Annotated in this window: 19 protein-coding genes and 1 tRNA gene; 11 read left to right on the top strand and 9 right to left on the bottom strand. The window is 57.4% G+C overall.

Features of this window, described 5'->3' with window-relative positions; translation table 11 throughout:
• The first annotated feature begins 133 nt into the window (after window positions 1–133).
• Window positions 134–218, top strand: a tRNA-Leu gene (locus ACR0IV_RS13685).
• Window positions 219–231: 13 nt separating this feature from the next.
• Here ACR0IV_RS13685 and ACR0IV_RS13690 read toward each other — a convergent pair.
• On the bottom strand, window positions 232–849 hold the full coding sequence (locus ACR0IV_RS13690; RefSeq protein ID WP_480658673.1) for a TetR/AcrR family transcriptional regulator: 618 nt from the start codon (window positions 847–849) through the stop codon (window positions 232–234).
• Between the two features lie 148 nt (window positions 850–997).
• Here ACR0IV_RS13690 and ACR0IV_RS13695 point away from each other — a divergent pair, with 148 nt between their 5' ends.
• The 6 genes from ACR0IV_RS13695 (at window position 998) to ACR0IV_RS13720 (ending at window position 6,455) form a co-directional block, all read left to right on the top strand.
• Entirely contained in the window at window positions 998–1,927 is a 930-nt protein-coding gene (locus tag ACR0IV_RS13695) for an AEC family transporter (protein ID WP_480658672.1), read from the top strand.
• Window positions 1,928–2,030: 103 nt separating this feature from the next.
• On the top strand, window positions 2,031–2,864 hold the full coding sequence (gene fghA, locus ACR0IV_RS13700) for an S-formylglutathione hydrolase (RefSeq protein WP_480658671.1): 834 nt from the start codon (window positions 2,031–2,033) through the stop codon (window positions 2,862–2,864).
• 3 nt (window positions 2,865–2,867) lie between these two features.
• Window positions 2,868–4,328, top strand: a complete 1,461-nt coding sequence (gene sthA, locus ACR0IV_RS13705; RefSeq protein WP_480658669.1) for a Si-specific NAD(P)(+) transhydrogenase — start codon at window positions 2,868–2,870, stop codon at window positions 4,326–4,328.
• Window positions 4,325–4,780 carry a YaiI/YqxD family protein gene (locus ACR0IV_RS13710; protein ID WP_480658668.1) on the top strand — a complete coding sequence of 152 codons (456 nt, stop codon included), beginning with the start codon at window positions 4,325–4,327 and terminating at the stop codon, window positions 4,778–4,780. The genes sthA and ACR0IV_RS13710 overlap by 4 nt, the downstream gene beginning before the upstream one ends.
• Window positions 4,781–4,926: 146 nt before the next feature.
• Window positions 4,927–5,547, top strand: a complete 621-nt coding sequence (locus tag ACR0IV_RS13715) for an HAD family hydrolase (protein ID WP_480659004.1) — start codon at window positions 4,927–4,929, stop codon at window positions 5,545–5,547.
• Window positions 5,544–6,455, top strand: a complete 912-nt coding sequence (locus tag ACR0IV_RS13720) for an ornithine cyclodeaminase family protein (RefSeq protein ID WP_480658667.1) — start codon at window positions 5,544–5,546, stop codon at window positions 6,453–6,455. Before ACR0IV_RS13715 ends, ACR0IV_RS13720 begins: the two co-directional genes overlap by 4 nt.
• Here the strand turns inward: ACR0IV_RS13720 and ACR0IV_RS13725 are convergent, their stop codons facing one another.
• The gene (locus ACR0IV_RS13725) at window positions 6,456–7,697 is read right to left on the bottom strand and encodes an MFS transporter (protein ID WP_480658666.1); all 1,242 of its coding nucleotides are present in this window, start codon (window positions 7,695–7,697) and stop codon (window positions 6,456–6,458) included. It lies immediately after the preceding gene.
• A gap of 146 nt (window positions 7,698–7,843) precedes the next feature.
• On the opposite strand from ACR0IV_RS13725, the gene zapE reads away from it, so the two are divergent.
• Complete coding sequence (gene zapE / locus ACR0IV_RS13730; protein WP_480658665.1) at window positions 7,844–8,902, top strand: cell division protein ZapE; 1,059 nt, start codon at window positions 7,844–7,846, stop codon at window positions 8,900–8,902.
• Between the two features lie 59 nt (window positions 8,903–8,961).
• Here zapE and ACR0IV_RS13735 read toward each other — a convergent pair whose 3' ends face one another.
• Genes ACR0IV_RS13735 through ACR0IV_RS13750 form a run of 4 tightly spaced genes read right to left on the bottom strand, consistent with a single transcriptional unit; the run spans window position 8,962 to window position 15,206 of the window.
• On the bottom strand, window positions 8,962–10,236 hold the full coding sequence (locus ACR0IV_RS13735; protein WP_480658663.1) for a bifunctional folylpolyglutamate synthase/dihydrofolate synthase: 1,275 nt from the start codon (window positions 10,234–10,236) through the stop codon (window positions 8,962–8,964).
• Window positions 10,233–11,165, bottom strand: a complete 933-nt coding sequence (gene accD, locus ACR0IV_RS13740) for an acetyl-CoA carboxylase, carboxyltransferase subunit beta (RefSeq protein WP_480472826.1) — start codon at window positions 11,163–11,165, stop codon at window positions 10,233–10,235. Before accD ends, ACR0IV_RS13735 begins: the two co-directional genes overlap by 4 nt.
• 59 nt (window positions 11,166–11,224) lie before the next feature.
• A complete protein-coding gene (locus tag ACR0IV_RS13745; RefSeq protein ID WP_480658662.1) occupies window positions 11,225–12,121 on the bottom strand; it encodes a CPBP family intramembrane glutamic endopeptidase in 897 nt (298 codons plus the stop codon).
• Window positions 12,111–15,206 carry an ABC transporter transmembrane domain-containing protein gene (locus tag ACR0IV_RS13750; protein WP_480658661.1) on the bottom strand — a complete coding sequence of 1,032 codons (3,096 nt, stop codon included), beginning with the start codon at window positions 15,204–15,206 and terminating at the stop codon, window positions 12,111–12,113. Before ACR0IV_RS13750 ends, ACR0IV_RS13745 begins: the two co-directional genes overlap by 11 nt.
• A 242-nt stretch (window positions 15,207–15,448) precedes the next feature.
• On the opposite strand from ACR0IV_RS13750, the gene ACR0IV_RS13755 reads away from it, so the two are divergent.
• From ACR0IV_RS13755 to ACR0IV_RS13765, 3 genes are all read left to right on the top strand, one after another.
• Window positions 15,449–16,210 carry a DUF6478 family protein gene (locus ACR0IV_RS13755; protein ID WP_480658660.1) on the top strand — a complete coding sequence of 254 codons (762 nt, stop codon included), beginning with the start codon at window positions 15,449–15,451 and terminating at the stop codon, window positions 16,208–16,210.
• A 10-nt stretch (window positions 16,211–16,220) separates the two neighbouring features.
• Window positions 16,221–16,574, top strand: coding sequence for a hypothetical protein (locus ACR0IV_RS13760; RefSeq protein WP_480658659.1), 354 nt, complete (start codon window positions 16,221–16,223; stop codon window positions 16,572–16,574).
• 94 nt (window positions 16,575–16,668) lie between these two features.
• On the top strand, window positions 16,669–18,195 hold the full coding sequence (locus ACR0IV_RS13765; RefSeq protein ID WP_480658658.1) for an MFS transporter: 1,527 nt from the start codon (window positions 16,669–16,671) through the stop codon (window positions 18,193–18,195).
• 31 nt (window positions 18,196–18,226) lie between these two features.
• Here ACR0IV_RS13765 and ACR0IV_RS13770 read toward each other — a convergent pair whose 3' ends face one another.
• The 3 genes from ACR0IV_RS13770 to gpmI are packed head-to-tail and all read right to left on the bottom strand — an operon-like array spanning window position 18,227 to window position 22,221.
• A complete protein-coding gene (locus ACR0IV_RS13770) occupies window positions 18,227–19,570 on the bottom strand; it encodes a S41 family peptidase (RefSeq protein ID WP_480658656.1) in 1,344 nt (447 codons plus the stop codon).
• 6 nt (window positions 19,571–19,576) lie between these two features.
• Complete coding sequence (locus ACR0IV_RS13775) at window positions 19,577–20,707, bottom strand: murein hydrolase activator EnvC family protein (RefSeq protein ID WP_480658655.1); 1,131 nt, start codon at window positions 20,705–20,707, stop codon at window positions 19,577–19,579.
• On the bottom strand, window positions 20,704–22,221 hold the full coding sequence (gpmI, locus tag ACR0IV_RS13780; protein WP_480658654.1) for a 2,3-bisphosphoglycerate-independent phosphoglycerate mutase: 1,518 nt from the start codon (window positions 22,219–22,221) through the stop codon (window positions 20,704–20,706). Before gpmI ends, ACR0IV_RS13775 begins: the two co-directional genes overlap by 4 nt.
• Window positions 22,222–22,238: the final 17 nt, after the last annotated feature.

A 22,238-nucleotide genomic window follows, 5' to 3' on the forward strand; every position in this document is an offset into this window, starting at 1 on the left:
CCATAAAACGCCCATCCAGCGACTGTTTCCCAATGCCCCAAACATAATCTTGCGATGAGTTAGATTTTACCTCTCGCCCTCACCCAAAAGCTTTGCTATTCAGCGCCTCACAACGGTGCTTCGGCACCGGACTGCGGGTGTGGCGAAATTGGTAGACGCACCAGATTTAGGTTCTGGCGCCGCAAGGCGTGGGGGTTCAAGTCCCTCCACCCGCACCACAACTTTCTCAGATTAGACGCCGTAACGGGCCATGAACATATCGACTGCTTGCAACGCAATCTCGTCGATTTCGTCTTGTGAGAAACTGCTTTGAATGCCGAATGCCGCTTTGCCCCAAAGGCGAACCTTGCAGAGTTCTGAGAACTGTTCGGCTGCAATGCTTACATCTTCAATGGCCAACTCGCCTTTGGTGACGGCCTTGGTCAGGTATTCAGCCATCTTCTGCTGACCATTCTGCGGCCCGGCCTCATAGAAAGCGTTGCCAAGGTCGGGAAACCGGTCGCGTTCGGCCACGCAGATGCGGAACACTTGCTGCGCAAACTCTGATACGAGGAAAGCGGTAAGCTGTGTTGCCGCGATTGTAAGCACTTCGCGTGCAGGTTTGGATTCGTCGATCATGGCGATGATCCGTTCGGACATCAGTCGACACTCGGTTTGGACAACCTCGGTGAATAAAAGTCGTTTATCGGGGAAATAGCTATAAAGTGTAGCCTTTGACACGCCCGCTGCACGCGCGATGTCGTCGACGCTTGCACCTTCGAAACCATCTGCCATGAAGACCTCTCGAGCCCCGCGCAGAACCTGATCGAATTTTCGGCCTGTGCGCAGAATGGTGGCGGCTTGGGTCATGATGGCTCCTGATTTGCTTGCCCGTCACAGTATAAACCGGTCGGTTCAGTTTCAATGATTTTCGCCGGATTCGCGAATTTGTCGCGAATATCGATAACCTACGTCTTCGCGGTCTTGCCGCCGCAAAAAACCGTGCTACGACTTTCGCATGGTCGAGATTTTTCTGCGCACCCTGCCCTTTTTTGCAATCATCGGCCTGGGCTATTGCGCGGGGCGCGGCAGATTCTTTCCCCCTGAAGCAACGGCTTACCTGACTAAGTTCGTCTTCTTCTTTGCGCTGTCGGCAATGTTGTTCCGCTTTGCCGCCACGTTGCCCTTTGCCGAGATCTTCGATGGCCGACTGGTCATCGGGTATCTTCTGGGCACCGTCGGCGTTTATGCGCTGGCAACGCTTGTGGCTTATCTGCGCAAACTGGACATTCCGACCGCTGCGGTCGAGGCGCAGTGCGCAGCAATCGGGAATGTCGGGTTTCTGGGGCTGCCAATGCTGGCGCTTCTATTCTCTGAGGCTGCAATTGGTCCGGTGATGTTGGTCCTAACCGTGGATCTTGTGGTGTTTTCATCGCTGATCGTAATTCTGATCAACGGCGGGCGCGAAGGCCGGATCAGCGCCAGCACCTTGCGCCTGATCGGCCGCGGGTTGCTGAAAAACCCGATGATCCTGTCGATATCGGCTGGATTGATCTGGTCAGCTCTGCGCGTCCCCATGCCCGCGCCATTGAACGACTTTCTGACCATTCTGGGCGGAGCGGCCACACCAGGTGCGCTATTTGCAATCGGAGCATCGCTGGCCGATAAATCCGCAGAGCGCATACAGATCGCAGGCTGGTTGAGTTTCTGCAAACTGGTGCTGCACCCGCTTTTCGTGGCGGTCATAGTGATCTGGCTGATCCCGGTTGCGCCCTTCCCGGCCATGGTTGCGATTGCGGCAGCCTCGCTACCGGTGGCGGGCAACGTCTATATGCTTGCGGCGCATTACGGTGTGGCCCCACAACGCGCCTCGGCTGCAATTCTGCTGTCGACCATCGCGAGTATCGTGACCGTGCCTTTCGTGATCGGCTGGGTCAGTACGTTCTGATCTTCACCTTCCCGAAAAATACTCGCGTTAAAGGCGCTCGGACTTTACGCCAACGCCGCAGGGCGTTAGCCATGGCACAAACCCAATGCGAGGAACTAGCCTGATGGAAACCCTTTCGGAAAATGCCTGTTTCGGTGGTGTGCAGGGCGTCTACCGCCATGCCTCCTCGGCCTGCAAATGTGATATGACATTCGGTCTGTTTCTTCCCGTCGAAGCGAAGGACGGCCCGGTTCCGATACTTTGGTATCTGTCGGGGCTGACCTGTACGCATGAAAACGCCATGACCAAGGCAGGCGCTCAGAGCTGGGCCGCCGAACAAGGCATTGCACTGGTGTTCCCTGATACCTCGCCGCGCGGCGAAGGTGTGGCGGATCATGAGGATTACGACCTGGGTCAGGGCGCAGGGTTCTATGTTAACGCAACACAGACACCCTGGACGCCTCATTTTAATATGTGGGACTACATCGCCGAAGAGCTTCCCACGCTGTTGGCAGAGAATTTCGCAATCGATCCCGAACGTCAGTCAATCACCGGGCATTCCATGGGCGGGCATGGTGCGTTGACGCTTGCGATGAACCTTCCGGGCCGGTTCCGCTCGGTCTCGGCCTTTGCGCCGATATCGAACCCGACGGGCTCGGATTGGGGCCGCAAGCAACTGGGCGCTTATCTCGGTGAAGATGAGGCCGCATGGAAAAAACATGACGCCTCGCTGATGATGCGTAGTGTTGGTTTTGATGGCCCGATCTTGATCGATACCGGTGCAAATGATCAATTCATGGATCTGCTGCGCCCCGAAGCGCTGGCGCAGGCAATCGCCGAGCGTCGTCAGCAGGCCACTTATCGTCTGCAGCCCGGCTATGATCACTCCTATTACTTCGTGTCCACCTTCATGGAGGATCACGTCACTTTCCACGCCGAAGCGCTGTACGGAGACTGAGGCATGAGTAAATATGACTATGACCTGATCATAATCGGGTCAGGCCCCTCGGGCCGTTCGGCGGCTATTCAGGCTGGCAAATTGCAGCGACGCGTGCTGGTGATCGACCGCAAGGACCGGTTCGGCGGGGTTTCGGTGCATACCGGCACCATCCCCTCAAAAACATTGCGCGAGACTGTGTTGAACCTTTCGGGCTGGCGCGAGCGCAGTTTCTACGGACGTTCCTACAGAGTGAAGGATCAGATCCGCGCTGAGGACCTGAAAGCCCGGTTGCACATGACACTCGATCATGAGGTTGATGTGCTTGAACATCAGTTCAATCGCAACCACGTTGAAACCCTGAACGGGCTGGCGACGTTCACCGGCCCGCACGAGGTCGAAGTTGCCACGGACGCGGGCGAGACTACGCGACTCACTGCGGCCAAGTTCCTGATCGCCACCGGTACCAAGACCTATCGGCCCGATTATGTGCCATTCAACGGCAAGACTGTCGTTGATGGCGACGATTTCCTCGAGATGGAGGAGATCCCGCGTTCGCTCTGCGTGATTGGTGCCGGCGTGATTGGCGTCGAATATGCCACTATGTTCTCGGCGCTTGACGTCCGGGTCACCTTGATCGAACCGCGCGAGACGTTTCTGGATTTCATCGACAAGACGCTGATCCATGATTTCACCCATCAGATCCGCGAGAATGGCGTCGATCTGCGCTTGGGCTCGGCCGTCGAAAAGATTGAAGACGCGGGCACGCATGTCGAGATTACTCTGGACAATGGTCGCCACGTGCGTGCCGAGATGCTGCTGTTTGCAGCCGGGCGAATGGGGGCGACCTCGGCCCTGAATCTGGATGCTGTGGGGATCGAAACGGATCATCGCAACCGCATAAGCGTGGATCGGAAAACCTATCAGACCTCGGTGCCGCATATCTATGCAACGGGCGATGTAATCGGGCATCCTTCGCTGGCTTCCACGTCTCTACAGCAGGGGCGTGTTGCGGCTTGTCACGCGCTTGAGACCCCCACCCTTCCGGAAAGCCCGTGGTATCCGTATGGCATCTATTCGGTCCCCGAAATCTCGACCTGTGGCATGTCCGAAGAAGAACTGCAGGAGCGCGGCATCCCTTATGAGGTAGGCGTAGCCCGGTTCCGTGAAACCTCGCGCGGGCATATCATGGGGCTGGAGCATGGGATGCTCAAGATGCTGTTTTCACTGAAAACCCGCAGGGTTTTGGGCGTGCAGATCGTTGGTGAGGGTGCGACTGAATTGATCCATATCGCGCAGGCGGTGCTGAACCTGAAGGGTACGGTGGACTATTTCGTACAGAACACGTTCAACTATCCGACCCTGGCCGAAGCTTACAAGATCGCAGGTCTGGACGCGTTCAACCGGATGCCGATCCCCGAAGAGTTCAAGGTGCGCAAAGCAGCGGCCAAGGCCAAACCAGCGAAACAGGCCAAAGAGGCGTGACGACGCTTTATATCGACGGCGACGCCTGCCCGGTGAAGGCCGAGGCCGAGCGGGTCGCAACTCGGCATCGGGTACCGATGGCTCTGGTCTCGAACGGGGGGCTGCGTCCATCGGCTAACCCCTTGGTTCAGGTCGTCATCGTGTCCGAAGGCGCTGACGAGGCGGATAAATGGATCGCTGAACGCTGTGGGCCGGGCGATGTGGTGGTGACCTCGGATATCCCGCTGGCTGCCAAATGCGTCGAGGCCGAAGCACGGGTGCTGCGCCCCAATGGCGAGGCCTTCACGGCGGCCAATATCGGTCAACAACTGGCGATGCGCGACCTGATGGCCGACTTGCGTGCGGCGAACCCGCTGGGTGCAGGGGGTGGGGGCAAACCCTTTGGCAAGGCAGACAGATCACGATTTCTGGACGCGCTCGAGCGGGAAATCCGGGCGGCGTTGCGTCGGTAACGCTCCCGCCGGTCGGAGACGCATCAAAGATGCGCCTCCTTCCGTTGGGCCGGGCAGCGCATTCCGCGCTGCGGTTGACGCTTGCATATCGGCCCTGGGATTGGTTCAGTCCATGTGCACTGGAGCAGTTTGAACGGGATCGCATCATGGCCATCGAAGCCGTCATCTTCGACATCGGGAACGTGCTGATCGAATGGCAACCCGAACGCTATTACGACAAGGTCATCGGCGAAGAGCGCCGTCGCGCTATGTTTGCCGAGGTTGATCTGCATGGGATGAATGATCTAGTTGATCAGGGGCATCATTTTACCGACACAATCTATGATTGGGCCGAGAAGTACCCCAAATGGCGCGATGAAATTCGCATGTGGCATGACAAGTGGATCGAACTTGCAACGCCCGAAATACCGCATTCGGTTCGCCTGTTGCGGGCACTGCGTGCGAACGATGTTTCAGTTTTTGCGCTGACCAACTTCGGGGTGCAGAATTTCGATTATGCCACCACTGTTTATCCGTTTCTGAACGAATTCGACCGGCAATATGTCTCGGGCCGGATGAAAGCCGTCAAGCCGCACCAGCCGATCTATGAAATGGTAGAAGCCGATTGTGGTTTGGCACCAGAGACGCTGCTATTTACGGATGATCGCATCGACAACATCGAAACGGCGCGGGCGCGCGGTTGGCAGACCCATCATTTCCACACGCCACAAGGCTGGGCAGAGCGATTGGTCGCCGAAGGTCTGTTATCGGAGGATCAGGCACGGTGAACATTCTTCAGATACGGTTCGCAGAAGGAGAAGCCAACCTGGATTGGATTGAGCTGACCGAAGCGCTTGCCGAGGGCCATCAGCGACCGAAGGCGCAGATAGAAGATACGTTCCTCTACCGAGGCGACGACACCCTTCTGTCGCGCTCGGCCTGGGTGGACGGGTTGGGTATCGCGGTCAAGTCGACAACCATATTCCCGGGTAATGCTCAGATCGGGCGACCCGTGATCGACGGCTCGGTCAGTGTGTATGACGACGCGGACGGTCGGCTTGCAGCACTGGTTGATTTCTTTCTGGTGACCAAATGGAAGACCGCCGGTGACAGCCTGTTGGGGGCATTACGATTGGCGAACCCGGATAGCCGCAGTATATTGATCCTCGGCGCCGGACCAGTTGCGGCTTCCTTGTGTGAAGCGTTTGCAGCGGGTTTCCCCCACGCGCGGATTTCTTTGTGGAACAGGACGAGCGTGAAGGCCGAGGCCCTTGCTGAAAAGTTTGATCATGTCGACGTTGCCTATGATCTGCCGGACGCCGTAGATCGCGCAGATATCGTCGCGACCGCAACGATGAGCACTCAGCCCATCATCCGCGGAGAATGGTTGCGTCCCGGCCAGCACCTGAACCTTGTTGGAGCTTACAGGCCAGACATGCGCGAGGCGGATGACGCTGCGCTTCAGCGTGGGTCTATCTACATGGACAGCTTTGCCTCGACGGTTGAGCACATTGGCGAGATCAAAACCCCTCTTGCCGAGGGGGCGATCTCGGGCGACGACCTGATCGCAGACTACTACGCGCTGGAGAAATTCTCGCCCGACCCGTCCGATATCACGATATTCAAGAATGGTGGCGGAGCGCATCTGGATCTGATGACCAGCCGCTATATCATCGACAAGTATCAGCAGGCCTGATTAGGCTGCGGCGACCACGCCAGAGCGGTCCTCGCGGATCGGCAGGTGGACGATGGCGCTGAACGCTCCGATCCCGACGCCAATCCACCAGACCAGCGTATAGTCTCCGTAGAGATCATACATGCGCCCACCCAGCCAGATGCCCAGAAAACTACCGATCTGATGGCTGAGGAACACGATGCCATACAGGGTCCCCATGTACCGCAAACCGAACAGATGCGCGACAAGGCCCGAGGTGAGCGGGATCGTTGCGAGCCACAGAGAGCCCATAGCCAGTGAGAACGCGATCACGGTCAGCGGTGTGATCGGAAACATGATGAAGGCGGCCGCCGCGATGGTGCGGCCGGTATAAACCGCTGCCAGCAGGTATTTCTTGGGAAAGTGATTTCCGGCCCAGCCCGCCAACAGGGTCCCGCCGATATTCGCAAGACCGATCAGGGAAATCGCAATCGCTCCGAGGGCCGAGGTGGTTGTGATGCCAATTGAATGCAGAAGCCCTCCGGGCTGGATCGGGCCGCACATTTCAGTCACGAAGGCCGGAAAATGTGCGGTGACAAAGCCCAGCTGATAGCCGCAGCTGAAAAATCCGATGGCGATCAGCGCGTAAGACGGATCGCGAAGCGCTTTGCCAAGGATTTGGCTCATGCTTTCTTCCAACTCACTTTTTGCAGCGGGTTTGGGCGCGCGCATGTAAGGCAAAGTCAGCACCAGTGCGAGGATCGCTGCGGCGAAGATCAGAAAGACATGCTGCCATGGCAGGAAACTCAGCAACCACTCAGCCGTTGGTGCGCCGATGACCTGCCCAAAGCTGCCTGCCGCCGTGACGATGGCCAGCGACATTGAGCGGTTCTGATCGGACGAGGCCCGCCCCACGACAGCCAGCACCACGCCAAAGCCGGTTCCCGCTATGCCGAACCCCACAAGCCACGCATACATCTGATGTCCGAACGGCGTCACGGACCACGCGCTCAGAACCATACCCGCTGTATAGGTCAGAGCACCCAGCACGATGGCGCGCCGGTCCCCGATCTTTTCGGCGATAGCCCCGAAGATCGGCTGCCCGATCCCCCAGGCAAGATTCTGAATGGCAATCGCCATCGAGAAATCGGTGCGCAGCCAGCCGAATTCATCTGCGATGGGAATCTGAAATACGCCAAAGGACGCACGCACCGCGAAGCTGACGGTGATGATGATACACCCGACGATCAGGATCGGATTCAGCAGACGTGCGGATTGGGGCATGAAGGCTCCGATTTTGTTGAGGGCTCAGATTACTGTGAACTCAAGACCCGTCAATTCAGGAGATTTGTGGTATCGGTTCAGCAAAATTGATGTGTTCGGAAAAAGGTTTCTTTTCAACGGGTGAACCGAACGTTATGGCTCGGGATATGACGGATTTGATATCGCTTTACGAGGCGCGCATCGCGGATGGCACGCTGACGCGTGATGACGCGCAAGAGGCCGTTCTACCCCGGTTTGAACGTATCCGGGTGGCTCTGGCTGAACCGGTCAAGCGTGGTTTTTTCCGCAAGGCCCCGCCCCCACCCCAGGGTCTGTATCTTTGGGGCGGTGTTGGGCGTGGCAAATCCATGATGATGGATATGTTCGTTGAAACACTTGGCGATATTCCAGCGCGCCGCGTACACTTTCACGCCTTCATGCAAGAAATCCACGCCGGGCTGCACAAGGCCCGCGAAGATGGCATCGAGGATGCCTTGGCTCCGGTGGCCAATGCGGTTGTGGAATCTGCCAAAGTACTGGCTTTTGATGAGATGCAGATCACCGATATCACCGACGCCATGATCGTTGGGCGGTTGTTCGACATGTTGCATGCGGGTGGGGTCGTGGTGGTCACGACCTCGAACCGGCATCCGGATGATCTGTACAAAGATGGGCTGAACCGGCAGCTTTTCTTGCCTTTTATCGCGCATATCAAAGAGCAGCTTGAAGTCTGGGAACTGATTTCGCCGACAGACTATCGCCAAAACCGACTGGAGGGATCTCCGGTCTACTTCTCGCCCATTGGACCAGAAGCACGCGAGAAGATCAGGGGTGTTTGGAAAGATCTATCCGGCGGTCCCGCAGAGCCATTGTCGTTGCAGGTCAAAGGTCGTGAAGTTGTTCTGCCCGCGTTTCGAAACGGGGTGGCGCGAGCATCGTTCTACGATCTTTGCGGACGCATGCTGGGACCCGGAGACTATCTTGCCATCGCTGAGGCTGTGAAGGTTCTGGTGCTGGAAGATGTTCCACGGCTCTCCCGCAACAATTTCAACGAAGCCAAGCGTTTTGTGACCCTGATCGACGCGCTCTATGAAGCCAAAGTGCGGCTGATCTGTTCAGCGGCGGCGGAGCCCGAGATGCTGTATGTCGAAGGTGAAGGAACGTTCGAGTTCGAGCGTACAGCGTCGCGTCTACGTGAGATGCAGGATCAAGATTGGGGGCGGTAGGGGGCACTGCTCCCGTCGCCTTTGGCGACTCCCCCGAGGTATTCTGGCCAGATGAAGCCTTAGCCGTTCTCGCGCAGGATATTGCCCGCCAGATAAAGCGAACCGCAAATCAGGACACGGGCTTGCAGGTCTTTCGCGGTGATCGCGCTGAGCGCTTCTGCTACGCTGCCTGCCGTCGAGGCGGGCAAATCGACTTTTGCAGCAGCCATGGCCGTGTCTTCGGCGCTGAGGGTGTTGGCTTCGCCCGGGATTGAGACGGCGGTGAGGGTATCGGCTTGCGCGGCCAGAGGCGCGAGATAACCTGTAACATCTTTTGTATTGAGCATGCCGCAGATCATATGCGTCGGCTTTTTAGGCAGCTTCGACAATACATCCGCCAAGGCGATTCCGGCGGCGGCATTGTGCCCTCCATCCAGCCAAAGCTCAGCCTGGGGGGCCTGATCGATCAGCGGACCTGTTTTCAAGCGCTGCATCCGGGCGGGCCATTCGGCCTTGGTGACGGCGGCCTCATAGGCGGCATCTCCCATTTGCAGATGGCGCAGGACTGCGAGCGCGGCACCCGCGTTCTGGAGTTGATGCGCGCCTAGAAGATTGGGCAACGGCAGGTCGCGAAGGCCGGTTTCGTCCTGATAGACGAGGCGACCGTTTTCCTCGTGCACATGCCAGTGCTGACCGTGCACCATCAGCGGCGCACCAAGCCGGGCGGCGGTGTATTCGATGACCTCCAAAGCTTCATCTTCCTGGGGGCCGACAATGCAGGGCACGCCCGGTTTGATGATCCCGGCCTTTTCAGCCGCGATCTTGCCCAGTGTATTGCCCAGGAATTGCTCGTGGTCGATCGAGACCGGGGTGATCACCGTTACCTTGGGCTGTTCAATCACATTTGTGGCGTCAAGACGCCCGCCCAGACCCACCTCAAGCAGCGTATAGTCCGCTTTCGTCCGCGTAAAAGCCAGCAAGGCGGCGCAGGTGGTGATCTCAAAATAGGTGATGTTCTCGCCGCCATTAGCAGCATAGCATTCATCCAGTACCGACGTCAGATCGGCCTCTGAAATCAGCTCTCCAGCCAGCCGAATGCGTTCGTGGAATCGCGCCAGATGAGGCGAGGTATAAGCATGGGCCGTGCACCCTGCCCCTTCAAGCCCGGCACGGATCATGGCCTGGGTTGAGCCTTTGCCATTGGTTCCGGCGATATGGATCACCGGAGGCAGTTTGAGCTGCGGGTTGTCGAGTGCCGCCAGCAAACGCCAAACGCGGTCCAAGGTCAAATCGATGATCTTGGGATGCAACGCCATCATCCGATCAAGGATGGCGTCCGAACTCTGGTTGGTCATTTTTCTGCCGTGTCCTCGGCGGGGGCTTCTTCTGTTGCAGCTTCCGGCTCGGGTGCCGGCAGATCGCCCTTGACCGCCGGGGGTTGGTTCATCAGCATTCGGGTGATGGTGATCAGCTCTTCGCGCATTTCGGTGCGTTTGGTGACGCGATCCAGCATGCCGTGATCCAGCAGATATTCAGCACGCTGGAAGCCTTCGGGCAGTTTTTCACGGATAGTCTGTTCAATCACACGAGGGCCAGCGAAACAGATCAGCGCATTCGGCTCCGAGATATGTACGTCGCCCAGCATCGCATAAGACGCGGTGACACCACCCGTAGTCGGGTGGGTCAGGACGACGATGTAAGGCAGGTTTGCTTCTTTCAGCATTTCAACCGCCACCGTGGTGCGCGGCATCTGCATCAGGCTGAGGATGCCTTCCTGCATCCGCGCCCCGCCAGCTGCCGAGAACAGGATAAGCGGGCGCTTCAGCTTCACCGCCTCTTGTGCTGCGGCGATGATCGCATTTCCCACAAACATGCCCATTGAGCCGCCCATGAACGAGAAATCCTGTGCCGCCGCCACGATCGGAGTACGCCCGATCTCACCCGTGGCGACCAGCATCGCTTCTTTCTCGCCGGTCTTTTTTTGCGCAGCCTTCATCCGGTCAGGATATTTCTTCTGATCGCGGAACTGCAGCGGGTCATCCTTGGGCGCGGGGACCTTCACTTCGGTAAAAATACCGCCGTCAAACAGATGCGTGAAACGGTCGCGCGGCGTGATCGCCATGTGATGACCACACTGGGTACAGACATTCTGGTTTTCCGCCAGCTCGCGGTGGAACAACATCGTTCCGCATTCGTCACACTTATGCCAAAGATTTTCGGGCACTTCGCGGCGCGAGAAGATCGAGTTGATCCGAGGGCGGACGTAGTTTGTGATCCAGTTCATGTCGGAACCTTGCTGAGACTGCGTTGACGTCAAATAAGACGCTGGCGCAGGAATTGCAATCAGCGCCTGAGGACTAGTCGCGCAGCGAGCCATCCCACAATCATGAGCCCGAAGTCGACAAGCAGCCAGGGTCGGATGGCCTGCGTATCCGAGACCTCATACGGAAGGTGATACAGCGCCAGGCCGCTCAGGCTATCCGGCAACGAAATCACAAGCAGTGCCGCAAAATTGTTGAAGAAATGCAAGGCAATTGCCGGGCCCAGAGTGCCAGATCTGGCGGTAAGATCGGCAGCCAATACCCCGAAAGCCAGCGCCCAGATGGCTATCAGCAGAGCATTGTCACCAGCTGTCGACGGGCTGTAGTGCCCGACTGCAAACAAAATCGAAGGCAGGACCATCCAGATCAGCGGCGATTGGAACCGCGCCGCCAGACCTTGTTGCAGGTAGCCTCTGAACAATATTTCTTCGGCGCTGGTTTGTATCAAGACCGCGATAACCGACAGAGGCAGTAAGATCAGCCACTTGGACAGCGGCAAATTGGCGACCAGCGGTGCCCCCAGATCATAAGGCGGCAAGATCAATATAACCACACCGAGCAACACCAACGCACGCAAGACACGCCAGAACTGCCGTATCGCCACCGTTTGCGGCCCGATCACAGTCGAGAGCGAGCGGCGTTGGACCCATCTTGCTGCGAGTGCGACCCCCAAAATGGCAAAGATGAAACTGGCCAGAATGACCAGAAGCGCCTCTGGGGATGTTCCGCTCAGGAAATCGCGCGCCCATTTGGTGGATCCCAGATTTGCGATCATGGTGAACAGTATCGTGTTAAGGATGAGCACAACCGCAGCGACAATGACCATCCCAACGATCAGACGCCAAAGCTCGGGGCGTTTCCGAGCTTCGGTTAATAGAACCTGATGGGGGTCATAGGCCCTTTGATAATCAAGTGTCATTCGGCTGCCCGACGTGCTGCGTGGTCGCCTCTTGTCCGGTTGTGGTGCCAGGGTGGAACAGTCGCTCCGCTGCCGATGACAGATAACCTGCCACTGTTTCGAGAAGTTTGACCGCGACGCCTGCGTCGCTTTCGATCACCGCGCGCAGTTCTTCAGCACCGATTCTCAGGAATGCGCAATTCGTAGTCGCCACCAGATCCAGCTGTCGTGGTTCATTTGTGATGATCGCGAGGTCTCCGATCAGACGTCCGGGTTCGACCGTCGAGAGCGCTTCGACCGCGCCATCCTTGTCCAGCAGATTCAGACTGGCCTCGCCCGATATACACAGATAGGCCGCGTCCGGGGCCTGACCGCGCGCGAATATGGTTTGACCCGCCGCTGCCTCATACCATTGGGCGGAGAACGCCAGCAGGCGCTGGTTGCGACCATCAAGGCGCGAGAACAACTCGGTCGAAGAAATGATCTTGAGCTTGCGGCTGAGATCATCTGAGGAGCTATCTTCAGTTTCCGGTCGTACGCGTGACACGCCATCAATGCGACCATCCTTGACCTCGACAAACAGGTCGTAGGCTTCGGGATGGGCAAAATGATCCTCCATGAAGATCATGATCGAGTCGGGCAATAGCTCGCGCAGTTTCAGTCGGGTACGCAAGCGGCTTTCCGAATCGTGGCTGGCAAGCGCCTTGTCGAGGATCAGAATATCGGGCCGCTTGATCCCGGCACGCGAAAACGCGGCACGCTCCTGAAACACCGTCGGCAAATTATTCCCGCCCAGCCCCGAAGGCAGATCATAAATGATCGCCGCCGCGCGGCGGCGCAATCCGGCTTCATTGAGCACTTCGGCCACCAGATCCTCGATCTCTTCTGCATGAGCGCCAGCCATGATCGAAACCCGGCCATAAAGCGCGTTCTCCATCGCAGTCAGCCGCGGGACATAAAGATCAGGTGAGACCGGGACAAACAATCCGTCCATAGCGCTGCGCATTCTTTCGGCCTGGCTGTGGCGAATGGAAAGAATCTTTTCCTTATATTCCTCAGGGAAGCTGGGGCCGATCTGTTCCGCTGTCAGCATGAAAGGCACGGTCAGAAGAAGTGCTCGATCCTGAACACTTATTGCCTCGTCACCTTTGGAATTGCGCTGTTCCTCAATATCCAGAAGACGGTGATACATGTCTTTTGACAGGCCCAAACGTAAGAACAGGGGGTGATCTGCACCATCCCGACCAAAGGTTTGATTCAATGTCTGCAAGACCGCATCGGCAATGCGTAACGCATCGTCATCCAGTTTGTGAGCAGCCAACATCGACATGAATCGCCCGTCACCTGCCAACAAATCGGCTGAGATATCGTGTGACGGCGATGCGAACAGAAGGTTCCCGCCCAAAGGCACCGCAGGGTTAAAGAGATCCGGATCGAAGCGATAAACATACTGATCCAAGCCACGTTCCTGCAGGCGGGCTGCAACGGTTTCGCGCAGATTGACGATCTCTTGCGCCAACTCCGGGTGAACCTCCGGATCGAAGCGAGAGCGCAAGGTTCGGCGGAACATAAACTCATCAATGCCCATCGCTTCGACCAGCTTGAACCACCAGTCGCGGATATCCTCGATATCGTCGAGCCCTGCCAAGCCTGGATCAATCCACTCGTCGCTAAGTGAATCAGGTGGATTGCCTGCCCGGACCGCCTCGATCTGGCGGCGACTGGGTAGCTTCAGTGCGTCTTTTTCATGCTGAGGATGTGTGCGAAGCGGCATCAAAAGATTGTCGCCCAACGTACCGTCAAACAGATAGGGGCGCGAATAGGCGTAACCGATCCTGGCGGCAATCACGGATTGGTGCAGGTCGTTCAGGTTGTGACCCGCCATGACGACTTCGCCCTGCACCGGCAACAATTCACGCGTCAGCAATTGCGCCAATGCGCTACGTTCAGCAGCGTGGGTCGACTGGATGGCAACACGCGCGCCATGGGGAACGGTCAGATCGATGTCTTCAAGAATGGTCTTCCCGTCATCGTCTCGCACGGTCACATTGCGCAGTTCGATATTGCCGATCAGATGTGGGATCGTCTCTGGAACACCTTCGAACAGGCGCTCGGGGATCATGTTTGAAGGCGCAAAGCGCTCGGTCACGATTTCCCAACGCAGCGACATATCTTGCACTTGGTTGTAATAGGTCAGAAGGTCTTTCCACGGGCCACTGAGGTCTTTGTACGCGCCCAAAGCCGCGACCAGCGCACCCACCGTCACCTCACCCGTAATCGCCAGATAACCACCAACCGAATAAAACAGGAAGGGCGTCATCTGCGTGATCAGGTTGTTGAGGAACTTCATGAAGAACTTCTTGTTGTAGATCTTGAAACGGATCTCAAACAAGGTGCCCAGACGGTGGCTGAACTGCGCAAGGCGATAGCGCCAGCCGCCATTAGTGCGCAAGTCGCTGATACCGGCGGCACTTTCACCGATCTCAGAACTCAGGCGGCGAACCTCTTGAATACGGTCCTTGTTCAGCAAGTTGATCTGCCGCTGCAGCTTGGGAATCAGCCACGCCTGCAACGGGATCAGAGCAATACTGGCCAACCCGAACCAGACGCTTTGCATGAACAGGAAGGTGACGATGGTCATCATCTGGCCAAACTGGAACACTGGCTGCGCGATCGCGTCCCCCATCAGGCCGCCCATTGGCTCCGCCTCGGACGTGATCATCGATACCAGCTCACCCTGGCTGGTGGTGGCGAAATAAGACTTCGGGAACCGCATGGATCGGCTGATCAGTGTGAATCGCAGACGGCGCAGCATGCGTTCGGCCAGAATGCCCTTCATCGTGTTGATGCGCATCTTCATCAAACCGCTGACAATAACAGTGGCAAGAAAGGCAAAGCAGAGGATCATCAGATATTGAATCTGAGTCACGGTGATCCCGAATACCGTCACCGTATCGGCGGGCGCACCAATCGCGTCATTGATGATCTGCTTTGGCAGTTCAAGCGAGGCGTAGAGGAAGGGAAACGACAGAACTGTCAGCGCCAACAGCACCATCTGCTGTTTTTTTGAGTACTTCCAGATGAATGAAAATAAGGTTGGTTCCATACACCTGCCTCGCCTTGAAACTGAATGATCCAAAGACGTTGCACAACATCCCAACGATCAGAGAGCCGAAGGTACGCTTCGGCTTGACCTATTGCAAGAATGACAGGGTGCGTATCCTGCGATTTTCGACCTGATTTATAATCTCTGATCCAGGATCAAATTTTGGACAGATCGGCACAAGACGTGTTTGTCCCGCGTGCGGTCTTTGACTAAAGAAGAGGATAGCTTTGGAAGATGGGGCGATGGGCAAACTTCTGGACCGATATCTGCAACGCAAGGTGCTGACCCGGTGGCGCGATGCCGCGCAACGCGCGGATCAGGCTTCGTTGTCTGAACTTCGACGCCAGCGCGACGACGCGCGTCAGTTGCGCAAGCAACTCGACCTTTTAACGCGCGCAGCCGATGGTCGTCTGGTTCAGCCCATGATCGGTTCCGACCAGTTTCCGCGACCATTGGGTACAGATTGGTCCTGGAGACCCGATCTGTGGAAACTGCCATCTGACCGCAAAGGCCTGGCCTCAGTTCCGCGCAAGGCGCGGATGGATGAGCAAATGACCCTGTTTCATGACTGCGACCAGTCTGAAATAGCGATGCAACAAGTCCGAAACCGGCGGGACAAGGACCTCGCGCCTTTTAGTATGGCGATAGAAGTTTTTGATTTTCAAGGGTCTTTCCTGTCATTGTCGGTAGAGCTTCCTGCCTACGCAGCGACGGATTTGACCGGCCAGCATCTGATGCGCATCGATACGGTGGTGGAAAGTGAACGACCAGCCGTTGTGTTCGCCCGCCTCAACATCCAGCATGGCCCGAACACCGAACAGGTTCTGCGTCAACTCGATTTGTCCCGACCCGAGGCCGCAGTGGATTTCGACCTGGCGCATCTGCACCTGAACGAGCGCAGAATAGAAAAGCTATGGCTGGATCTGATTCTGGAGCAACCCGCGATGAACCGCGTTATTCTACGTGATCTGACGTTCTGTCGCCACCATCGAGCCGATCTGTAAGGGGGATGACATGACGCAACCGATCCTGACTCCGATCCGTTTCGAAAATGCTCTGTGGCAAGGGCATCTACGCTCCGAGAGTGAACCGCAGATCGATGTCCGCTACCTTGGCGAGCCCGTACCGGATGTCGAACTCTCCTCCGAAGCGGACGGGTGGACCTTGCGCATTCCAGTGCCCCTCGCAGCGTTGTCTGAAGGGGTCCATTGCATCGCCATCTTTGATGCAACCACAGATCAGAAGCTTGGGGATTTCACAATCATCGCAGGCACGCCGGCCGCTGACGACATGCGTGCCGAGATTGCGCTGCTGCGCGCTGAACTGGATATGTTGAAACGGGCATTCCGGCGATCTCAGGCCAACTAGGATTCGTCCTGATCTCGAACACACCGGGCCGTTTTCCTATCTTTTCAGCCCCATCCGTGCATCATGGAGTAATTTAGCGCGGATTGGGGGCCCCATGGACCGCAAGAGCATCATCAAAGTTATTGCCTTAATGGTGACAGGCTTTGGGATCGGGATCGATTTCACCGGCGCGCTCATGCTGGTCCCGGCAATCGAGAACAGCTTTGACGCAGATATCACAAGTACGCAGTGGGTCCTCAATATTTATGCGCTGTTTTTTGCCATGACCATGGTCGCCGGCGGTCGGCTAGGCGACATGTACGGACACCGCAAGGTGATGATCATCGGTCTTTCGATTTTCCTTTTCGCGTCGATCCTTTGCTTTGTCGCCCCTGGCCTGGACTACCTGATTGGCGCCCGCGCTCTGCAAGGGATCGGGGCGGGCTGTGTCTGGCCCTGCACGCTGGCCTTCGGGGCCACCAAAGTATCGAGAGAAGAGCACCGCGCGTTGGTGATGGGCCTCATTCTGGCAGGGGTAACAACCGGCAATGTGTTTGGCCCATTGATCAGTGGCGCAGCGGTCAATCTGGGCGATTGGCGATTGTTTTTCCTGGCAAATGTCATTTTCTCCAGCATATCGATGGCCACCGCGATACTACTGATGGAGCGCGAGACCCAGCATAAGAAAGGTGAACATATCGACTTTGCCGGGATGGGCATTCTGTCCTTCGCAGTGCTGCTTTTGCTCTACGGGTTGGATGTCGGTGCGGATTGGGGCTGGACCTCGGTTCCGCTTTTGCTGCTGTTCTTCGTCAGCGCGGTGCTGTTCTTCCTGTTCCCGAAGATCGAAAAGCGCGTCAAGGAACCGCTGTTATTGCCACAACTGATGCAGAACCGAGAGTTTCTGATCACCCTTGGCCTGAACATGTTCAACGTCTCGGCGGCTTTTGTGGCCTTGCTGTATTTCCCGCAATACATGCAAAAGGTGCTTGGGTGGTCGGTATTCCAGTCGGCCCTGGGGTTGGCTCCGTTGACTGTATTGCTCGCGGTTGGCTCCATCGTTTCGGGCACACTTTATAATGATTTCGGGCCAAAACGGTTGCTGTTCTGGGGATATGCCTGCGCAACTATTGGTGCGATCAGCGTGATCATCATGCCCGAAAGCTGGGGGTATTTTCAGATCTTGCCCGGCATGGCGCTTATGGGGCTCGGAGCCACGCTAACGGTCGGCCCCTCGGGCACTGCCGCAGTTTGCGCCGTCAAACCCGAACGGGCGGGCCTGGTGGGCGGGCTGAGCTTCATGACTCATCTTGTCTATGGGGCCATTTCGGTCGCGTGTGCAACGGCGATAATGTATGTCGTCAGCCTGTCCAGCTTGCGTGATCAGCTTGCCGCCGCGGGTATCAACATGTCAGAGGCGGATCAAAAAGCGATCAATGGCGGTACTCTGACGACCGACTCGGCAAAGGCCGTGCTGCAAAAACTGGGGCCTGGTGAAGTTGAAAAGGTAAAGGCCGCCATTGCGACGGCCTTTGATAGTGGAATGAATATGACCTTCGTCTTCTCTGCGATCTCGGTTTCGATCGGGATCATACTCTCCCTGATGCTGGACGAGAAGAAGCTGCACAAAGTCGAAGGCTAAACGGGCCACAACGCATGCGGCCCTCTATGCATTACTGCGACGGACCTGCCGGATTAAAGGCAGACAGGCCTTTGAGGATGTCGATGGCATAGGCCAGCTGATAGTCCTGCTCGCGCAGCTCTGCCGTTGCTTCTGCCTTGGCACGATCTTCTTCGATCTGACGGATCTCATCCTCGCTCAGACTGTCGTTGTTCAGGCTGCCCCGCAGGTCGGCCTCAGACCGGGTGCGAGCATTGCTTTCCTCTTCTTCCTCTGTTGCGGGGGCCGGACGCGGCTGTTCCACAATGATGTCCGGGCTGACGCCAAGAGCCTGGATCGAGCGACCCGATGGCGTGTAATAGCGCGACGTGGTCAGACGCATCGCTCCGTCGCCGCGCAACGGCATGACGGTCTGGACCGAGCCTTTGCCAAAGCTCTTGGTACCGACAACGATTGCCCGGTGATGATCCTGCAGCGCACCCGCAACAATCTCGGAGGCTGAAGCCGAACCACCGTTGATCAGAACAACAATTGGCTTTCCACCGGTCAGATCGCCGGGCGTGGCGTTGAAACGCTCACCATCTTCGGGGTCGCGACCCCGGGTCGAGACGATTTCACCCTCATCCAGAAACGCGTCTGAAACCTTGATAGCCTGGGTCAGCAAACCGCCCGGATTGTTGCGCAGATCCAGCACAATACCGTTGACGTTTTCGATGCCGCCAGCCTCGTCGATCTGTTCTTCCAGCCCTGATTTAAGGTTGGGATAAGTTTGGTCGTTGAAGGTGGTGACACGCAGAACAACACTGGTTCCTTCGGTGCGGGCCCGAACGGCCGTCAGCTTGATGGTGTCGCGAATGATGGTGACATCGAAGGGATCAGCCTCGCCCTCGCGCACCACTGTGATCACGATCTCGGACCCGACCGGTCCGCGCATCAGATCGACCGCCTTGTCCAGTGTCAGGCCCAGAATGCTCTCACCATCCACATGGGTGATGAAATCACCCGCTTCGATACCTGCGGCATCCGCCGGGGTGTCATCGATCGGAGAGACGACTTTCACGAAACCATCTTCCTGCGTGACTTCAATCCCCAGCCCGCCAAACTCGCCGCGCGTCTGCACGCGCATCTGTTCCGCATCATCCGGAGACAGATAGCTGGAATGCGGATCCAGCGAGGTCAGCATCCCATCAATCGCTGCTTCGATCAGTTCTTCGGTTTCCACTTCCTCGACATATTGCGCGCGGATGCGTTCGAAGATGTCACCAAACAGATCCAACTGCTCATAAACGCTGGCCTTGTTTTCAGCCTCTTGAGCCAGCAAGGGGCCTGCGATCTGAGTGGTTGCGATAATCCCTGCCACGGTGCCGGCCAGACCGGCCATCACAAATTTCTTCATACTCGTCTATCCATCCTTGTCCGTCCGGAACCAATTGTCCGGATCCACGGGGCTGTTGTCTTGTCTTACCTCTATATAGAGCGTTTCTGACCGGTCAGTTCCAGTGCCATCACTGCTTGTTGACATAATAGCGCCGATTCCCGGTGTTTCACCGGGCATCAGACCGACCGGAGTACCCTCGGGGATCACCTGTCCGGGCTGACCATAGACCTCTTGCAGGCCAGAGAACACAAAAAGCAGATCAGGCTGAGGCTCCAGGATTACCAGATTCCCCAAATCCAGCAGAGGGCCACGATAGCGGATCGTCGCAGCCGTCGGTGACACAACCAGTGCGCGCGGGCGCGTGCCCAGCACCAACCCCGGACGCGTGACCCCTGCGGCATCCGTCTCACCCGCTCTATGCAGGATCACACCTTGCGTCGGCAGCGCGATCTGGCCTTTGAGATCAGCGATATCGGCAGTGGTCACCGCAATTTCGCCCGCTGAAATCTCGGACAGGCCGCTGGCAAACCCATCCAGTGTTTCTGTCGATGAAATCAGAATGGCTGTGCGCACCGGATCTTCGACAAAACGGCGCGGCAGGTCGGTGCGGTCTGCAATCGCTTGACTCAGCTTCGTTCGAGCATCCTGCACGCCTGACAGGCCCTCGGTCAGCGTATCCGCAGCGCTTTGCTGAAGCTGCCGTAGCGTCTGAACCTCTTGCAGATCAGCCGCCAACGCCCGGGCCTGTGCGTTCAGGCCCGGTGTGACCTCGGACAGCATCATTCCGGTTCGTGCTGCCCCCAAGGGCCCTGACGGGTGCAGCATCAGCACTGGTGGAGCGGTCGTTTCAATGGTTTGCAGCACGCCCAGCAATTGCGCCACATCTTGTTCGCGCGCCTGCAGTTCTGCGGTCAATTGGGCTTCACGCAGCGTCGCTCGACGCAAACCGTCGCGCATCGCCGTCAACCCAACCTCATAGGCCTGGATCGTTTCGGTCAGCGCACGCACGCGGTCACGGGCCGAGTCAGCCTCCGACAGAGCAATCGAGGCCTGCTCCAGCATTTGTGCAGCCTCCAACGCGGCCTCAGACGGGCTGTCTTGAGCCATCGCAGGCCACGACCAGAGCAATGTCAGGCTGAGCCAGAATGCCCTCATGTCAGCAGGCTTTGCCCGGTCATCTCAGCAGGCACCGGTAGTTCCATGAGCTGCAGTAGCGTCGGCGCGAGATCGGCCAGCCGTCCATCGCGCAAACCTGCGCCCTCAGGACCACCGACCAAAACGACAGGCACCGGGTTTAGCGTATGCGCGGTGTGCGGGCCACCTGTTTGCGGATCGACCATCATTTCGCAATTGCCATGGTCCGCAGTCACGATCATCGCGCCACCGACCTGTTTCAAGGCGGCAACCACCTGCCCCAACCCCTGATCGACAGCTTCGCAGGCATCAATCGCCGCTTGCAGGTCGCCCGTGTGGCCGACCATATCAGGGTTGGCGTAATTGGTGACAATCAGATCATACCCGGCTTGTATCGCTTCGACGAATTTCTCGGTCACTTCGACCGAGGACATCTCGGGCTGCATGTCATAAGTCGCCACCTTGGGCGACTTGGGCATAAAGCGGTCCTCGCCCCCTTCAGCCTGTTCCTTACCGCCGTTCAGGAAAAAGGTGACATGAGGGTATTTCTCGGTCTCGGCCAACCGGAACTGGCGCAAGCCCTGTTTTGCGACCCATTCGCCCAGAGTATTCACGATATCGCGCTTGGGAAAAACAGTGGTCATGTAGTCATTGTGGCCATCGGAATACTCGACCATGCCAAGCAGCGCCGACAGTTCTGGGCGCGGGCCGGTGTCGAAATCGGCAAAGCCGGGCTCACCGATGGCGCGCAGAATTTCGCGGGCGCGGTCGGCGCGGAAGTTCAGGCAGAAGAAGCCGTCACCATCTTTCAGCCCCGCATAGCCCTCAAGCACCGTGGGCGTGATGAACTCGTCCGTTTCCGATTGGTTATAGGCATGATCCACGGCAAAATGGGCGGTGTTTTCCACCCTGCCCTGCGCTTTGATGATGGCGTTGTACGCCTCGGACACCCGCTCCCAACGATTGTCTCGATCCATGGCAAAGTAGCGGCCGCAGACGGTGACGATCTTTGCTCCTTCGGGCAAACGGTCTTCAAGCTCCGAGATATAGGTAAAGGCTGATTTCGGAGCCACATCGCGCCCGTCCGTAATGGCATGCAATACGACCGGGATGCCCGCATCGGTGATGGCCTTGGCGGCGGCCACGATGTGATCCAGATGCCCGTGTACTCCACCATCCGAAACCAAACCCATCAGATGGGCTGTCCCACCTGCAGTTTTCACCTTAGCGATGAAGTCCTGCAGCGCGTGATTGTCAAAGAACGAGCCGTCTTCGATGGCCAGATCAATCTGTCCCAGATCCATCGCGACCACGCGCCCTGCCCCGATATTGGTGTGACCAACCTCGGAGTTACCCATCTGACCGCTGGGCAAACCCACATCCGGCCCATGCGTAATCAGCTGCGCACGAGGACCTTCCGCCATAAGGGCATCAAAGTTCGGGGTATTGGCCAGATAGGGTGCGTTGGCTTTGGTGTCTTCAGACAGGCCCCAACCATCAAGGATACACAGGACAACGGGTTTGGGGGCGGTCATGAAAGCTCTCCGGGTGC

The organism is Ruegeria sp. C2, assembly GCF_056537765.1.